Source organism: Blautia sp. OM06-15AC (assembly GCF_003481425.1).
In the GTDB taxonomy this organism is placed as follows: Bacteria; Bacillota; Clostridia; order Lachnospirales; family Lachnospiraceae; genus Fusicatenibacter; species Fusicatenibacter saccharivorans.
Genome location: NZ_QULD01000001.1, coordinates 459,379 through 474,952, shown reverse-complemented (window position 1 = coordinate 474,952; position 15,574 = coordinate 459,379). Strand labels below are relative to the sequence as shown.

Below are 15,574 nucleotides of genomic sequence, written 5' to 3'. Positions count from 1 at the left end.
GGGCGAAAGCGCAAGCATTGTCTGCCCGTTTAATTCTAAATTTTTTCTAAAGCCTGAAACGCAGAAAATTTTCAGAACTTTTCCCGGATCTTTTTTTCTCCAAACGCAAGCCGCTTTTCCAGCTCCTGCCCATTTTCTGCCCCAAGGATTTTTCGCATTACACTCTCTTCTTCCCGGATTCCTTTTCCGTGAAGTACGCCGTATGCGCCGGCATCACTTCCCGCCGCAAGCACAACGTCCTTTTCAAATGCGAGCTGCAGACCTTTTTTCTGCGTCTCAAAAATCCACGCCAGCGTTTCAGCCGGATATCTGCCGTTCTCCAGAAGATTCGAAACCGTCACAATTGTCGGCACCCAGATTGTTGCATGCTCTGCCATACAGCAGATGCTCTCTTCATTCTGAAAGTTCCCGTGCTCAACCGAGTCCACGCCTGCCTCTGCCGCATCCATCACAGCCTGTGCGCCGTTCACATGCGCCATCACAGAAAGCCCCGCATCATGCGCCGCAGCTGTCATTGCAAAAACCTCTTCCCTGGAAAGCGGCTCACTGGTCACATGCCCCTTTGTCGCGAAATCCAGGATTCCCGTCGTCATGATCTTGATAAAATCTCCGCCCGCACGGCGTACTTCACGCACAAGCGCGCAATACTCTTTCCCGTCTGAAAATGCGCGTCCGACAATTTTTCCATAACGGCCCGCCCTGTGAATCGCAAAAACCGGTGTGCGGTATGTGATCCCGTACTCCGGCGCAAGGCTCCGTGCAAGAACACCCGCCCCGTACGGATCTCCGCCGTCACGCACATAGGAAATCCCTGCCTTCTGATACGCCGCCAGATGTTCCCGGATCAGATCCTCCCGCGGGCCGTTTTCATGCGCTGCCGCCGCCTTTTTGTAATCCACACCGTCCATAAAAATATGGGCATGGCATTCTGCTGTCACCATTTTTGTTTACCGCCTTATCTCCGATTCCACCACAGCTTCTCTGCGGCCCATTTTCCAGTTCTGCTCCGAGAGATACAGATGATATCCACAGCCGTTTTCTACTCGCCAGTCATAGTAACTCTTCTGTGGCACGCCGTACTGCTCAAGGATACTCATGATCGTGCCTCCGTGCACCACCATCGCCACGTTACGGTAATGGCGGCGGATACACGTATCCACCATCTTGTCAAAGCCGGCGATGCAGCGGTCCTTGAACTGCTGCGGGCTCTCACCGCCCGGAAAGGCAAGCGTCGCCATGGAATCAATCCACTCCTGGTATTTCGGATTATCTTTTAATTCCTGATAATTTTTGTTCTCAAACTCACCAAAATTGCACTCTGCAAATTCCGGGATTTTGACCTGTTTGGCATACGGATACAGAATGTCTGCCGTTTCCAGACACCGTTTCAGCGGGCTGACGAACAGAAGCTCAACGGTATCCATCGTCCGCTGTTCCAGCTCTTTTTTCCCTTCCTCACACAGTGGTTCATCCGTCACGCCGATATACCGTCCTAATGTATTGCCATAGGTTTTTCCATGGCGGATCATTGCAATTTTAATCATGTTTTTCCTCACCTTTCAGCAGGATTCCGATTCCGCACACCACACGGGTTACCGAATCAGCCTTTGCTGCCAGCTCCGTACAGATGCGCCCCGTCTTTTCCCGCCATTTCCGGTCGAAGGGTTCGATCGGAACCACTCCGTAACCGAGTTCATTCGTAACAATGCAGATTTCCGGATTTTTCTGCAGCAGTTCTTCCAGTTCTGCTTCCGGTGCAGTCCCGGTCTCCTCTTCCAGAAGGAGCCATCTGCGGACCAGTTCCTGAAAATCATATACGCCGGAACATGCCGACAGCTCCTCTTTCGAAACTGCTGCCCCATCGGCCCATCCTGTTTCTTTTCCGGTCATCTTCTTTGCAAAGTCAAGCTTTCCCTGAAAAGCCCCTCCAATTACTAATTTCATTTCCAGTTCTCCATTCCAAGAGAAAGTACCACAAGAGACAGGAGCTGTGCCAGCTCACAGAGCGAAAGGAAATAGCCTGCGAGATCTCCTGTAATTCCTCCAAAATACTTACTGCTTTTCCATTTATAATAACAGAATACCAGTGCCGATACAACCAGTACATCCAGTGCCGCCCAGACGCAGAACGAAGCTGAGAGCGCCGTCACGGCAAAAATCGTCACAACAAGCACCGCCGCCGTTCTTTTTTTCTCTGCGCTCATGCCAAACGCTGCCGCTGTTCCTTTCGGATTGGCATTTGGAAAAAACGCGATCGAAAGACCGCTGAACGATCTCGAAACTGCGAAGCCAAATGCATACGCCGGAAAAATCTTCCAGACAAGTTCTCCGGCTGCGCCCGCGTACAGTACAAAATACAGACATCCCATAATAATCGCAAATGCTCCGGCGTGCGGGTCTTTTAAGATTTCCAGTCGGCGCTGTTTTTCTCTCCAGGAACTTAACGCATCCATCGTATCCAGATAGCCGTCGAGGTGAATGCCGCCCGTCACCAGAACCGGAACTGCCGTCAGCACTGCAGCCCGCAGCATGCTTCCCGCGCCAATCTGCTGCAGCAGCCAGAAAAGCACCGCCGAAACTGCACCGACAGCCAGTCCGACCCACGGAAAGAAACACAACGCATATTTCATGTTCTCTTTTTCCCAGTCTGCCGGCGGCATCGGGATTTTCGAGTACATGGCAAACGCCACTTTAAAATTATTCCATATCGTTTTCATCTTATTCTTTTTTTATTCTGACGGGAATCCCATACACAACCTCGGTCACACAGTCCGCCATCTCTGCCAGACGTACATTAATGTTTCCCAGGATCCGCTGGTATTCCATCGTCTCCTCCTCATATCGGTATCCGTCCGAAAAAATTTCATTCGTCACCAGAACCAGATTCCGCGCCTGATTGGCCAGACGGGAAACGCCCGCAAGAATTTCCTCCTCCGTCCGCGCTTTTCCCGCCCCGGATGGATCAAATATTTCATTTGCCGTGAGATTCGACATACATTCGAGCAGCACATCGCTTCCCGGTTCCAGCTCCACTTCTTTTAAATTCGTATAACACTCAATCGTCGAAAACTTCTTTGCCGCGCGCATCTTCCGGTGGCGTGCAATACGCGCCTGCCCTTCCGCACCGAACGGCTGCATCGTTGCGATATAAACCCTCCGTGTTCCGCCAAAATCCAGAATACACTGCTCCGCATACGCCGATTTTCCGCTGCCGCTGCCGCCTGTAACCAGATGTATCATCGTTTCACCTGCCTTTTTTAAGTCAGCGGCACATACGTTTCGATCTGTGCCTCGTCAAATGTCGCCATGCCGCGGTATACGGCATTTGCCTGATCCAGAATCGGGAAAAGCATGATGGCGCCCGTTCCCTCGCCCAGACACATATCGCAGTGCAGGAAGGCTTCTTTTCCAAGCTCTGCAAGCAGCAGATGCGCCGCCGGCTCCTTCGATACGTGCGAAGCGATCATATAGTCCTTTGCGAACGGTGCAATCCGTGCAGCAAGAAGCGCTGCCACACAGGAAATAAAGCCGTCCATCACAACCGGAACGCCATGTGCAGCCCCTGCAAGAAAGACACCCGCCATGCCGGCAATGTCAAAACCGCCGACCTTTGCCAGCACATCGATGGGATCGGACGGATCCGGCTGATTGATGGCAATTGCTTTTTCAATCGCTGCAATTTTCCGCGCAAGACCTTCACTCGAAAGCCCGGCGCCCCGTCCCGTCAGTTCCGGAACCGGCTGATTCAGGAAAACGGCTGCCATTGCACTGCTCGTCGTCGTATTTCCAATGCCCATCTCACCGGTTGCCATCAGCTGATAGCCCGCCGCAATTTTTTCTTCCGCCACGGCGATTCCTGTTTCAAGCGCACGAACGGCCTCTTCCCTTGTCATCGCCGGACCTTTTGCCATATTTTTTGTTCCATACGCAACTTTATACCGCGGAACCTTCGTATCGCGCGCCATTCCGATATCAATCGGAAACAGATCCGCATGCGCACCGCGGCAGAGAATGGCTGCTGTCGCCTTCTCCTGCAGAAAATTTTCCGCAACTGTCGCTGTCACTTCCTGACCGCTCTGCGTCACGTTTTCTTCCACAACGCCATTGTCCGCACAGAACGTCAGAAGTGCTCTTTTTTCAATCGAAATCTTCTCTTTTCCGGTGATTCCGGCAATCTGGATGAGCACGTCCTCCAGCTTTCCGAGGCTGTGGAGCGGCTTTGCAATGCCGTCCCAGTGAGCCTTGGCACGATCCATCGCCTCTTTCGAAAGCGGATGGATCTGTCCGATTGTTTCCTGTAATGTCATCTTTTGTTCGCCCCTTCTTTCGATATGACGTCCGATCAGCTCTGTTTTTTCACCCAGTTCACAAAGAAAATATGGGAATCTTCCCGCGCTGTTCCGCTGGAAGTTGTCCATTTATAGGTGTATGTATATGTCACACATTTTTCTTTATCCATATTCAGATTTTCAAATGCTTTCGGAGTCATGAAATATAGATAATCAAAATCATCTCTCGTATCGCCAAAGCCCGGGATCACACGTTTTGTGCCGTTCTTCAGATATGCATCCATGATCGACCGGGATTCATCCACTGCACCGTAGGCTCCATTATTTTTCAGCTGATTGATGATCGAACTGCTCTGCTCCGCAATTCCCGTCAGATAGTTTGTCAGACTTCCGTTCCGCGCCGGTTCAAACTGCTGCTGTTTATAAATCGCTGTGCGGAGCGAAATATTCTGTGCCGCCATCCGGTTCCGGATGACCATCGCAACTGCCGTCATACCGGTTTTTCTCTGGACACCCGCCTCCGCACTGCAGATAGCCGCAAAGAAATCACGGTCACTCACAGACGGATCCGTGTAATACTGATGCTCCATCGTATAATATTTTCCGCTTACGCTGTCCTTTGCACGCACATACTGGCTCGAGCCGAGAATGCACACTCCGTTTTCGTCAAAGCTGTAGTACCAGTTGCTGCTGTTCTTTTTCAGCAGAGCGTAATACGATTTTACCATCTTTCCGTCGCTTCCAAAGTAATACCAGCCCGTCTGCGGATCACCGCTTACCATCCGTTTCTGTGCATTGAGCCACTGGTTCTTTGCCATGCCTCCCCAGTCTTTAAAGTAATAGGAAGCGCCGTTAATAGTCCGCTCTCCCGTCACCATCACGCCGTTGGCATCGGCATAGTAACTGTTGTTTAAATGCGTAAAGAAGGTATTGCGGTACATCGCACCATTTTCCCGGAAGTAATACCACTGGTTCTCTTTCGAAAGCCAGCCCGTCACCATCTTTCCATCCGCATCGGCATAATACGTTTCACCGCCAAGCTGGAAAAAGGTACTACGGTACATGCCGCCCCAGCCCCGGAAATAATAATACGTACCATTGATTTTCTGCCAGCCGGTTACCATCTTTCCATCTGCATTCACACGATATGTATTGTTGTCATATTCAAAAAAGCGGTCAAAATACTGCTCTCCGGTTTCATCAAAATAGTAATATGTACTGCCCTGCTGCAGCCAGCCGACGGTCAGTTTTCCATCTGCAGCCGCATGGCAGACACTCGTTCCGTTTTTGATGAATGCATTCTGATACATGCCGCCCCAGTCCTTGAAATAGTACCAGTCACCGTCGATCTGTTTTTTTCCGACAGCCATCTTTCCGTTCTCATCGGCATAGTAAAGTGCACTTCCTGTCGGTGCTTTGAAAAAGGTGCTGCGGTACATGCCGCCCCAGCTTCGGAAATAATACCAGGTTCCATCCTGCAGCAGCCAGCCGGTCGTCATCTTTCCATCCGTATCAACATGATAAATATTATTTTTATGCGTCAGAAAGGTATTTCGTGCCATGCCGCCCCAGCTTCGGAAGTAATACCAGATCCCGTCAATCTGTTCGAACCCGGATGCCATTTTTCCATCCGCATCAACATAATACGTATTCTTGTCATACTCAAAAAAATGATTCCGGTACATCGCGCCCTGATCATCAAAATAATAATACACATCATCGATCAGTTTCCATCCGGTCGCCATTTTTCCGTCCGCATCAGAATAATACGGTACATTTTTCACGGTGTAAAAGGCATCCCGGTAAACACCGCCCCAGCTTTGGAAATAATACCAGGATCCATCAAGTTTTTTCCAGCCGACCGCCATTTTTCCGTCATTATTCAGGTAGTAACGGTTCTTGTCGTACTCTCTCCAGGCTCCTTTGACAATGGTACCATCCGGATCCTTAAAATACCAGATCCCGTTCTCATTCACCCATGGGTAATAGCTTCCAGCCTGCACGGATACCGCCGTCTCTTCGGGCTTTCCGCTCTGTACTTCTGCCGCCGGAAGATCCGAGGCGGCATTTTCCGCTGTCGAATCCGGCGTCTCCGTTTCTGTCATCTCCGGCGTATTTTCGTCTGTGGTTTCCGCCTCCGATGTTTCTTCTGTTTCTTCCTTTGTAACAGCAGAAGCCTCATTTACCAGACTCTGCTCTGTGCCTGCTCCAAATACGTTCGCAGCACTGACAGCGGTTGTCACGCAAGCTGCCGCCAGTACTCCCCTGATTACTTTATTTTTCATTATTTATTCTTCTCTCCCTGCAAAAACAGGCAAAGCCTGCTGTGTGCTCTGCCTGTTTTTAAATTCTGTTCCTGCTTTATCTTATTTCAAAAACGCCCGAACAGTCTCCGGCATCTGATCTACATCACACTCTGTCGTATGAAGCACCGGTGCAGTACGGATTTCTTCGATCGCACGCGGAATCTCGGTATTGGCAAGTGCAGACAGCTTGTCTACCTGCTCCAGTACCGGAAGGGTGTCATACTCCGGTGCAATCGCTGCAAGAACGCTGCTTGTAAATTTATACGGGCTTGCGGTAGATGCGATGACGGTCTTGGTTTCGTCATAGGTTTCCTCGCGGTATTTTCCGTATACAGCCGCTGCAACCGCGGTATGGGTATCAATCACATATCCGGTATCGCTGTACAGTTTTGCAATCGCGTCTGCTGTCTCCTGTTCGGATGCATAATTGCCGTAGAAGTCTGCCAGCTCTTTTTTCATCGCATCGGTGATCTCATATTTTCCGTCCTTTGCAAGATCCTGCATCAGCTCGCGGTCTGCTGCTTCGCTGTTTCCGGCGATGCGGTAGATCAGACGCTCCAGATTGCTCGAGATCAGGATATCCATGGACGGTGATGTTGTCAGAATAAAGTCTCTGTTTCTGTCGTAAACGCCGGTGCGGAAGAAGTCAAACAGAACTTTGTTCTCATTGGAAGCGCAGATCAGTTTTGCGATCGGCAGTCCCATCTGTTTTGCATAGAATGCAGCGAGAATATTTCCGAAGTTTCCGGTCGGAACGGTTACATTGATCTTTTCTCCGTCTGCAATCTCTCCGTTTTTCACCAGGTTTGCGTAAGCATATACGTAGTAGACGACCTGCGGAACGAGTCTTCCGATGTTGATCGAGTTTGCAGAGCTGAACTGGAAGCCTTTATCTGCCAGCTCTTTTCCAAGCTCTTTGTCGTTAAACATTTTCTTCACGCCGGTCTGTGCGTCGTCGAAGTTTCCGTGGATGGCTACAACGTGGGTGTTCTTGCCCTTCTGTGTTACCATCTGTTTTTCCTGAATCGGGCTTACGCCGTTCTTCGGGTAAAATACAATAATTCTGGTACCCGGCACATCTGCAAAGCCTGCCATTGCTGCTTTTCCGGTATCTCCCGATGTAGCAGTTAAGATGACGATCTCATTTTTCACGCCGTTTTTCTTTGCGGCGGTCGTCATCAGATGCGGCAGAATGGAAAGTGCCATGTCCTTGAACGCGATCGTTGCGCCGTGGAACAGCTCCAGATAGTAAACACCGTCTGCTTTTGTCAGCGGTGCAATTTCCTCTGTGTCAAATTTCGCATCGTATGCGTTTGCAATACAGTTTTTCAGTTCATCTTCTGTAAAGTCGGTAAGAAAACGGCTCATTACCTCGTATGCTACTTCCTGATAGCTCATAGCCGCAAGTTTTTCCATGGGAACATCCAGTGCTGGAATGGAGGTCGGTACAAATAATCCGCCGTCGTCGGACAGACCCTTTAAGATTGCCCGGGATGCAGTTACGGTTTCTCCATTGCCTCTGGTACTTTTGTATAATACTTCCATGCTCTTTCTCTCCTTCACTTTGACTCCCGGCAGAGCCTCTCTGACTCCTGGCCGGATACGTTTCAGATTAGTTTTACCTGTACGCTTCCTTTTATTATAATGGATGAAGTATGAAAAAACAACAAAAATATACAAAAAATGACTGTGCACAAAAATGCACAGCCATTTTCCACCATTCTGCCAAAATATTTTTTGTCAGAATGTATGATTTAATTTTCGTCGGACTCCTCCGTTTTTGCTTCGCCGTCTTCTAAAGCCGGAGCTTCCCTTTCTGTCTCCTCGAGTGCGAGTGCCTCTTCCTCTTTTTCCGCATTCTCTGCGATTCTATCTTCCGCCCAGGTCACAAACGCTGCCGCGTCTCCGATTTCAAAGCGTTTCTTATCGAGAAAGGTGCTTCTGCCTCCGATGGTGATGCGGATAAAGTTGTCAAACTCCGTCACCTTTGTCAGCTCTTCGAGCGGAATATCAGTGCTTCTGCCCTCTTTTTCGTATGTCATTGTGAGCACCTGCTCAGTAAAACGAAGGGTACGTTCTCCAAGGAGTCCTCTCTTTTTGCATTTTTTCATCTGTGAACGTGCCATCAGATTCGGCAGAAACGTACACAGAAGTGCCATCAGAATGGAGATTCCAAGATTGAAGAAGTCTCCCGGCATGATAAATCCCCGCGCTGCTGCACCGTAGATCATAAAAGCGATCGCAGCCACAACAGCAATCCCTGTAATGATCCGCAGTACCAGACGTACTTTTTTTATCTCGGTGCCGTAAATCTCCACAAACATTCCTTTGGTGTATTCAATTTTGTTTTTAAACAGCATATGCTCTCTCTTTTCTTATCGGTTGTTGATTGCAGTTACCAGCGCGTCGATGGAAGCGCGGATGATATCCGGATCTACGCCTGCGCCCCAGGAAAGGATTCCGTCCGGCTTTTTGATGCCGACGTAGGCAATTGCCTGTGCACTTGAGCTCTGCTCCAGCGCGTGCTCCGTATAGCTGACCAGATCATACTGCAGATTGTACTGCTGTTTCAGCGCGTTGCTGACAGCATTCAGACGGCCGTTTCCTTCTGCATATACAGTTGCATACTCACCGCCCTCGTAATTGGAGGTAACCTGTGCTTCAATTCTGCCCTCATCGAGCTGTTTAAAGTGAACGCCGTTGATGTTGTACGGTGTCGTTACGTTCTCGAAGGTATCTTTAAAGAGTTCAAAGATCTCATCCGGACGCAGCTCTTTATGCAGATGATCGGAAACGGATTTTGCGGTATAGCTCATAGCCTCGCGCATCTTCGCCGGCAGATTCAGGCCGTATTTCGTCTCCAGAATATAGCCGACACCGCCCTTTCCAGACTGGCTGTTGATGCGGATGACGTCTGCATCGTAGTTTCTTCCGATATCGGTCGGATCGATCGGCAGATACGGAACGGTCCAGGTATCCGGTGCTTTCTCCTCGATCCAGTGCATGCCTTTTGCGATCGCATCCTGATGGGAACCGGAGAAGGCTGCAAATACGAGAGATCCGCAGTACGGGCTTCTCGGGTTGATGCTCATACCGGTGAAGGATTCAAATGCATGGCAGAGTTTCGGCATATCGGAGAAGTCAAGCTCCGGATCGACGCCCTGCATGTACATGTTCATGCCGACCGTGATAATATCCACGTTTCCGGTTCTCTCGCCGTTTCCGAACAGCGTTCCCTCGATACGGTCTGCTCCGGCAAGGATACCCATCTCTGCATCGGAAACGCCGCAGCCGCGGTCATTGTGCGGATGAAGGGAAAGAACGACATTATCGCGGTATTTCAGGTTTTTGCTCATGTATTCCACCTGGCTTGCATAAACGTGCGGCATGGAAAGCTCCACGGTGCTCGGCAGGTTGATGATGGCTTTGCGGTCTGCAGTCGGCTGCCATACGTCGAGAACGGCGTTGCACACCTCAAGCGCATATTCCGGCTCGGTTCCGGTAAAGCTCTCCGGGCTGTACTCGAAGCGGTATTTCTCGCCGGCCTCTTCTGTCAGCTCTTTTAAGAGCTTTGCTCCCTCAACGGCGATTTTCAGGATGTCTTCTTTCGATTTTTTGAAGACCTGCTGACGCTGTGCATAGGAAGTGGAATTGTAAACGTGAACGATGGCATTCTTGCAGCCCTTTAATGCCTCGAAGGTCTTGCGGATGATATGCTCTCTCGCCTGGGTCAGAACCTGAACGGTTACGTCATCCGGGATCAGATCCTGCTCGATCAGGGTGCGAAGGAATTCGTACTCGGTCTCAGATGCTGCCGGGAAGCCGACCTCGATCTCTTTGAAACCAACCTCGACGAGGAGTTTGAAGAATTCTACCTTCTGCTCCAGGCTCATCGGAATTACAAGTGCCTGGTTTCCGTCACGAAGGTCAACGCTGCACCATACCGGTGCTTTGTCAATGCTGTCTTTTTCTGCCCAGTCCATGCACGGAACCGGCGGCATATAATACTGTTTCTGATACTTCTTTACATTCATCATGATTTTTTCCTCCCAGAAAGTGAAATACAATTTATTCTGCCGACATAAATTCGGGATGAAAGCATAAAAAAATCTCTCATCTTCTGTGTCGGCTTCTGACACAAGAGACGAAAGACTTGATATCTTACGCGGTACCACTCCTGTTTTACAGAGATTTTCTCTGTACACTCTGCGGATACGGATGAAACATCTGCATATCCTGCCCTTCTAACGGTGGGTTTCCGTCTGCACCTACTCTTTTTATTCTAAATTTGGGAGCAGCGGCTCTGAGGTCAGTTCCACGGAATTCGTCTGCTGTTTCGCATCACCCAACAGCTTTCTGGATTCGGAAGCTCCATGTAGTATTCCTCTTCTTTGCCTTTTTCCTAACTTGGCTCTTATGTTACCATTTTTCTCCATCTCTGTCAAGCGCAAAACGCAGGATTCCGTAAAAATACACCCGCCGGAAAGGAGGCTCCGGCGGGTGCTCTAACACATGATTTCGTTGTTTTATTTGTTGTACTCTTCCAGGTATTTCTGGTAATCCTCTACCTGTTTTCCGTGGATTTTCTTGAGCTCATCCAGCTCATCCAGTGTAGTCGGAACAGCCAGTCCTAAGTTGTCCAGCCAGTCTTTCCGGATCCACAGAGTCTCACATGCCGGCTCTGCAACGTCGCCCGGGATACGGTAAATTCCGTTGTCTCCGGATGCATAGAACATAACGCCAGGATCTACGCTGTTGTAGTAGTCAACCATGTTGGTGTATTTCTTCATATACGGAGAAACATCCATCAGAAGGCCTGCGTCTACCCATTTCGTATAGTCAGCTTCCATGTTCCACCACCAGATGATGTCCGGTCGCTGTGTCTCATCGCCCATCAGAAGGGAAATTTTGGATGTTGCATCCGACCAGCCCGGCAGTGCGATGATATCGATATCCAGGTTGCAGCGGTCCTCCGTCCATTCCTGCATTTCGCTCTCTCCCTTCCTTCCGGCGATATAATGCATTATTTTGCACTATTATTTTTTAATGTGTGATATTAACGAGGTTTTTATTCTTGCGTTTTTGTCATTTTTGTTCAGTTTAGCTTTCCTTAAATGCACCATTTTGCATTATTAATTAGTGTTTTTCTACATGGCATTTATGCACGAATTTGAATCATCGCAAAAAGGGAGCCGGAAACGCCCCGGCAGACGGTTTTTCTTCTCGTCCGCCGGGGCGTCCCTGGCTTTCTTTCTTTGTTCACTTTTTCCTGTTTTTTCTATTTCTTTCTATCCCTGGCGCTTGCACGAGGAACGGCGCACCACAACCTCCCCCGAAACGAGAATCCGTTCTTTCGGCGCTTCCGGGTGCTCCTCCCGCCATAAAAATTCATGCACCATACGGCGGCCAAGCCACTTCGTATCGACATGAACGGTTGAGAAGAACGGATACAGCATCCGGTCCTCATCATCATCAAATCCGGTCAGTGCCACATCCTCTGGCACGCGCACGCCGATTTTCCGGAAGGATTCTGTCAATCTTTTGGCGATCATATCGTTGCCGCAGACAATCGCTTCCGGCAGTGTATCGTAGCTCGCCACAATCTTGTCAAAATTTTCCGGGTAATAAAAATGATCGCTCTCCATATTGGGGCGCACAAGCTCCTCATCGAGCGGAATGCCCGCCTGTTCCATCGCTGCAAGGAAACCGACATACCGGTCATGCATCGACTCATACGTGCTGCTGTGCTCACTTAGGAAACCGATCCGCGTCATGCCCTGCCCGATCAGATGGGACGTCAGAAGACTCACCGGCTGCACACCGTCCACACGCACGATATCGCCCATCGGCCGCTGTTCGATGCCGCAGTAATGGTCGAGCTGAAAGATGCGGTAACCCAGATTTACCAGTTTCTGCATATATTCCGGCGGCAGCATTTTAATGCAGAAGATCGCATCGATATTTTCATTCAGGCCGAGCGGCAGAATGCCGTTCTCCTCCTCCCGCTCCGTCACGACCGCAACGCGCGTCTGACAGTTATTGAGGCTCGCCTCCTCGGAGATGCCGCTCACGACACGGTCCCAATAAACAGCGGCATCCCGCGTACGCAGAACCATAATATTGTAATGCTTCTCCTGCGGTGCCCGAACTTCTTCCACATATACATTTTCGCCCAGATAGCCATTTCTTTTCGCCATCCGAAGAACTCTCTCCCGCGTCACCGGAGCTACCTTCGGATCATCCTTTAATGCCATGGCAACCGTATTCCGGGACAGTCCCAGCTCCTTTGCCATACTCTGTATCGTTACTTTCCCCATAACTTCCTCCCTGTTTTTTCTGCGCAATTCATTTTTCTTCCGCACACGTCTTTGTCCGTAAGAAAAAAAGTGCCGTAAAACGACACTCTTACCGATCGGGGCAACAGGATTTGAACCTGCGACCTCACGGCCCCCAGCCGTGCGCGCTACCAAGCTACGCCATACCCCGTAATCATGTTTTCATTATACCAGCGAACTTCTGAAAAATCAATGTTATTTTTCCCTCTCCCGTTTCATTACATTCATTTCTTTATTTCGTGTCATATTCTCTTTTATTTTACTATATTGTCACTTTTTCTTTCTGAATATGTAATTTTTCGACGTTTTCCACGTATCATAAGTGAAAGGGGAAAATCGTATGCCATACAAACTTTCACCTCTGGCATGCCCGTCTGCAAAGACTATGTAAAAACTGAATAAAAGGAGACATCGTAATGGAAACTGAAATTTACTTTCTACTACACTCTTTAGGAATTGGTGCAAAATACCGCGGATTTCGCTATCTCGCCTATGGTATCGCTTTATGCATGGAAGACGAAGATTATCTCCTTCGGGTCAGCAAAACGCTGTACCCAAAGATCGCGCAAACGTTTCAGGTATCGTCCTCCTGCGTCGAACGAGACATCCGCACCGCTATTTCCGTCTGCTGGACCCGCGGAAACCGTGATCTGCTCTTTTCGCTTTCTGTGCATCCGGTTCTGACAAAACCGACCAATTCCGAATTTTTTGATATTTTAAGTTCTTATATCAAATACTACCGTGCTTTTCCTGCCTGTCGTCAGGAGGCATAAAAAAAACGAATACAGAAAAGATAACACTTCCGCGCCCTATCATATTGGGGGATATGCATGGCGCGGAAGTGTTTTTTCTATGATAAAACGATAGAACGAAAAAAAGGAGACTGCCCGCAAAGGCAGCCTCCCGATATGGATCATTTGACAGCAAACCGATTAGTTGTTGATCAGTTTGTCCTCGTTGCTCCAGCTGTACAGTTTTCTGACTTCTTCTCCGACTTTCTCTGACGGATGCTCTGCAGCTTTTCTTCTCATTGCACGGAAGTGAGCCTGTCCGCCTGCTGGGGACATATCCAGAAGGAAGTCTTTTGCGAAAGTACCATCCTGGATATCGGAAAGGATCTTCTTCATGGTCTTCTTGGTTTCTTCTGTGATGATCTTCGGTCCGGTGATGTAATCGCCGTACTCGGCTGTGTTGGAGATGGAGTATCTCATTCCGGAGAATCCCGACTGATAGATCAGGTCTACGATCAGTTTCATCTCATGGATGCACTCGAAGTATGCGTTTCTTGGGTCGTATCCAGCCTCGCACAGAGTCTCAAATCCAGCCTGCATCAGGGCGCATACACCGCCGCAGAGAACTGCCTGCTCACCGAACAGGTCTGTTTCGGTCTCAGTTCTGAAGGTTGTCTCCAGAAGACCAGCTCTTGCTCCGCCGATTCCAAGGCCGTAAGCCAGTGCTCTGTCCAGAGCTTTTCCGGTGTAATCCTGCTCAACAGCAACCAGGCAAGGAGTTCCTTTGCCAGCCTGATACTCGCTTCTTACTGTGTGGCCAGGTGCTTTCGGAGCGATCATAGCTACATCTACGTTCTTCGGAGGTACGATCTGTCCGAAGTGGATAGCGAAACCATGAGCGAACATCAGCATGTTGCCCTCTTCCAGGTTTGGCTCGATATCTTTTTTGTACATTGCAGCCTGTTTCTCATCGTTGATCAGGATCATGATGATATCAGCCTGTTTTGCAGCCTCAGCAGCGGTGTATACTTTGAATCCCTGTGCCTCTGCTTTTGCCCAGGATTTGCTGCCTTCATAAAGTCCAATAATAACATCACAGCCGGAATCTTTCAGGTTCAGTGCATGAGCATGTCCCTGGCTTCCGTAGCCGATAATTGCGATTTTTTTGCCTTCCAGTAAAGAGAGATTACAATCTTCCTGATAAAAAAGTCTTGCTGCCATTTTATTTTCCTCCATAATATATAGAATGTCTTGACCGGCGGCAGGTCGGTCAATTTATACAGCGAAAAGCATTTCTGCCTTTTGCTGTTTGTCAGGGAAATGAACTTTTCTATACAAAAATTTCATTCCTCTAGCAAACGTATGTAATGTGATCTGCGTTAATCGAGGTAACGCACATCGTGGGCTCCTCTGGAGAGTCCTGTCACTCCTGTTCTGGCCAGTTCCAGGATTTCGTATCCCTGTACCAGATTCAGGAACCCTTCGAGCTTTGACTGGTTTCCGGTCAGCTCTACAATCAGGCTTTCCTGTCCCACATCCACGATTCTTCCACGGAAGACATCGGAGATGGCGATGACATTGCGGCGTTCATTTTCATTCACACGGATTTTGACCAGCATCAGCTCTCGTCTGACACTCTCGTCCGGCTTCAGCTCTTTGATATCCCGCACATCGACAAGTTTTGCCAGCTGTTTTTTGATCTGCTCCAGAATCATTTCATCACTGCAGTACAGAACAACAGTCATTCTTGTGTATCGCGGGTCTGCTGTCACACCGGCGGTGATCGTCTCGATATTGTATCCGCGTCGGCTGAAAAGACCAGCTACTCTGCTTAAAAGTCCCGGCGTATTATCCACCAGCAGGGATAATGTTCTTTTCTGTTCCATAAACACCAACTTTCCTCCATCCGCAGG

15 protein-coding genes, 1 tRNA gene and 1 other annotated feature are annotated in these 15,574 nt (G+C 49.3%); of the genes, 1 reads left to right on the top strand and 15 read right to left on the bottom strand.

Going from position 1 to position 15,574, the window contains the following annotated elements; translation table 11 throughout:
• Positions 1 to 71: 71 nt before the first annotated feature.
• From DXB83_RS02350 to DXB83_RS02290, 13 genes are all read right to left on the bottom strand, one after another.
• Entirely contained in the window at positions 72 to 941 is an 870-nt protein-coding gene (locus DXB83_RS02350) for an amidohydrolase family protein (RefSeq protein WP_207741833.1), read from the bottom strand.
• Positions 942 to 947: 6 nt separating this feature from the next.
• Complete coding sequence (locus DXB83_RS02345; RefSeq protein WP_022462294.1) at positions 948 to 1,544, bottom strand: histidine phosphatase family protein; 597 nt, start codon at positions 1,542 to 1,544, stop codon at positions 948 to 950.
• Entirely contained in the window at positions 1,537 to 1,944 is a 408-nt protein-coding gene (locus DXB83_RS02340; protein WP_022462293.1) for a bifunctional adenosylcobinamide kinase/adenosylcobinamide-phosphate guanylyltransferase, read from the bottom strand. Before DXB83_RS02340 ends, DXB83_RS02345 begins: the two co-directional genes overlap by 8 nt.
• Positions 1,941 to 2,717 carry an adenosylcobinamide-GDP ribazoletransferase gene (locus tag DXB83_RS02335; RefSeq protein ID WP_055226435.1) on the bottom strand — a complete coding sequence of 259 codons (777 nt, stop codon included), beginning with the start codon at positions 2,715 to 2,717 and terminating at the stop codon, positions 1,941 to 1,943. Before DXB83_RS02335 ends, DXB83_RS02340 begins: the two co-directional genes overlap by 4 nt.
• A 1-nt stretch (position 2,718) precedes the next feature.
• Positions 2,719 to 3,240, bottom strand: a complete 522-nt coding sequence (locus DXB83_RS02330; protein ID WP_117509027.1) for a bifunctional adenosylcobinamide kinase/adenosylcobinamide-phosphate guanylyltransferase — start codon at positions 3,238 to 3,240, stop codon at positions 2,719 to 2,721.
• Between the two features lie 17 nt (positions 3,241 to 3,257).
• Positions 3,258 to 4,307, bottom strand: a complete 1,050-nt coding sequence (gene cobT, locus DXB83_RS02325; protein ID WP_117804056.1) for a nicotinate-nucleotide--dimethylbenzimidazole phosphoribosyltransferase — start codon at positions 4,305 to 4,307, stop codon at positions 3,258 to 3,260.
• A gap of 35 nt (positions 4,308 to 4,342) precedes the next feature.
• Complete coding sequence (locus DXB83_RS02320) at positions 4,343 to 6,574, bottom strand: cell wall hydrolase (RefSeq protein ID WP_117804055.1); 2,232 nt, start codon at positions 6,572 to 6,574, stop codon at positions 4,343 to 4,345.
• Positions 6,575 to 6,655: 81 nt separating this feature from the next.
• On the bottom strand, positions 6,656 to 8,140 hold the full coding sequence (thrC, locus tag DXB83_RS02315) for a threonine synthase (RefSeq protein WP_055266623.1): 1,485 nt from the start codon (positions 8,138 to 8,140) through the stop codon (positions 6,656 to 6,658).
• A gap of 209 nt (positions 8,141 to 8,349) precedes the next feature.
• Positions 8,350 to 8,955 carry a hypothetical protein gene (locus DXB83_RS02310; protein ID WP_117804054.1) on the bottom strand — a complete coding sequence of 202 codons (606 nt, stop codon included), beginning with the start codon at positions 8,953 to 8,955 and terminating at the stop codon, positions 8,350 to 8,352.
• 15 nt (positions 8,956 to 8,970) lie between these two features.
• Positions 8,971 to 10,632 carry a 2-isopropylmalate synthase gene (locus DXB83_RS02305; protein WP_022462286.1) on the bottom strand — a complete coding sequence of 554 codons (1,662 nt, stop codon included), beginning with the start codon at positions 10,630 to 10,632 and terminating at the stop codon, positions 8,971 to 8,973.
• A 100-nt stretch (positions 10,633 to 10,732) separates the two neighbouring features.
• Positions 10,733 to 10,996: a binding site (T-box leader), on the bottom strand.
• Between the two features lie 125 nt (positions 10,997 to 11,121).
• Positions 11,122 to 11,583, bottom strand: a complete 462-nt coding sequence (locus tag DXB83_RS02300) for an extracellular solute-binding protein (RefSeq protein ID WP_158565809.1) — start codon at positions 11,581 to 11,583, stop codon at positions 11,122 to 11,124.
• A 300-nt stretch (positions 11,584 to 11,883) separates the two neighbouring features.
• Positions 11,884 to 12,912 carry a LacI family DNA-binding transcriptional regulator gene (locus DXB83_RS02295; RefSeq protein ID WP_117804052.1) on the bottom strand — a complete coding sequence of 343 codons (1,029 nt, stop codon included), beginning with the start codon at positions 12,910 to 12,912 and terminating at the stop codon, positions 11,884 to 11,886.
• Positions 12,913 to 13,007: 95 nt separating this feature from the next.
• Positions 13,008 to 13,081 (bottom strand) — tRNA-Pro (locus DXB83_RS02290).
• Between the two features lie 265 nt (positions 13,082 to 13,346).
• Between DXB83_RS02290 and DXB83_RS02285 the strand changes: the two genes are divergently transcribed.
• Positions 13,347 to 13,703, top strand: a complete 357-nt coding sequence (locus tag DXB83_RS02285; RefSeq protein ID WP_022462283.1) for a sporulation initiation factor Spo0A C-terminal domain-containing protein — start codon at positions 13,347 to 13,349, stop codon at positions 13,701 to 13,703.
• 159 nt (positions 13,704 to 13,862) lie between these two features.
• Here DXB83_RS02285 and ilvC read toward each other — a convergent pair whose 3' ends face one another.
• A complete protein-coding gene (gene ilvC, locus DXB83_RS02280) occupies positions 13,863 to 14,882 on the bottom strand; it encodes a ketol-acid reductoisomerase (protein WP_022462282.1) in 1,020 nt (339 codons plus the stop codon).
• 158 nt (positions 14,883 to 15,040) lie between these two features.
• The gene (gene ilvN / locus DXB83_RS02275) at positions 15,041 to 15,547 is read right to left on the bottom strand and encodes an acetolactate synthase small subunit (RefSeq protein ID WP_022462281.1); all 507 of its coding nucleotides are present in this window, start codon (positions 15,545 to 15,547) and stop codon (positions 15,041 to 15,043) included.
• Positions 15,548 to 15,574 lie beyond the last annotated feature (27 nt).

Bases quoted from the DNA above. Each gene is read 5' to 3' on its own strand.
- DXB83_RS02350 (WP_207741833.1), bottom strand. From the start codon at position 941: ATGGTGACAGCAGAATGCCATGCCCATATTTTTATGGACGGTGTGGAT.
- DXB83_RS02345 (WP_022462294.1), bottom strand. From the start codon at position 1,544: ATGATTAAAATTGCAATGATCCGCCATGGAAAAACCTATGGCAATACA.
- DXB83_RS02340 (WP_022462293.1), bottom strand. From the start codon at position 1,944: ATGAAATTAGTAATTGGAGGGGCTTTTCAGGGAAAGCTTGACTTTGCA.
- DXB83_RS02335 (WP_055226435.1), bottom strand. From the start codon at position 2,717: ATGAAAACGATATGGAATAATTTTAAAGTGGCGTTTGCCATGTACTCG.
- DXB83_RS02330 (WP_117509027.1), bottom strand. From the start codon at position 3,240: ATGATACATCTGGTTACAGGCGGCAGCGGCAGCGGAAAATCGGCGTAT.
- cobT (WP_117804056.1), bottom strand. From the start codon at position 4,307: ATGACATTACAGGAAACAATCGGACAGATCCATCCGCTTTCGAAAGAG.
- DXB83_RS02320 (WP_117804055.1), bottom strand. From the start codon at position 6,574: ATGAAAAATAAAGTAATCAGGGGAGTACTGGCGGCAGCTTGCGTGACA.
- thrC (WP_055266623.1), bottom strand. From the start codon at position 8,140: ATGGAAGTATTATACAAAAGTACCAGAGGCAATGGAGAAACCGTAACT.
- DXB83_RS02310 (WP_117804054.1), bottom strand. From the start codon at position 8,955: ATGCTGTTTAAAAACAAAATTGAATACACCAAAGGAATGTTTGTGGAG.
- DXB83_RS02305 (WP_022462286.1), bottom strand. From the start codon at position 10,632: ATGATGAATGTAAAGAAGTATCAGAAACAGTATTATATGCCGCCGGTT.
- DXB83_RS02300 (WP_158565809.1), bottom strand. From the start codon at position 11,583: ATGCAGGAATGGACGGAGGACCGCTGCAACCTGGATATCGATATCATC.
- DXB83_RS02295 (WP_117804052.1), bottom strand. From the start codon at position 12,912: ATGGGGAAAGTAACGATACAGAGTATGGCAAAGGAGCTGGGACTGTCC.
- DXB83_RS02285 (WP_022462283.1), top strand. From the start codon at position 13,347: ATGGAAACTGAAATTTACTTTCTACTACACTCTTTAGGAATTGGTGCA.
- ilvC (WP_022462282.1), bottom strand. From the start codon at position 14,882: ATGGCAGCAAGACTTTTTTATCAGGAAGATTGTAATCTCTCTTTACTG.
- ilvN (WP_022462281.1), bottom strand. From the start codon at position 15,547: ATGGAACAGAAAAGAACATTATCCCTGCTGGTGGATAATACGCCGGGA.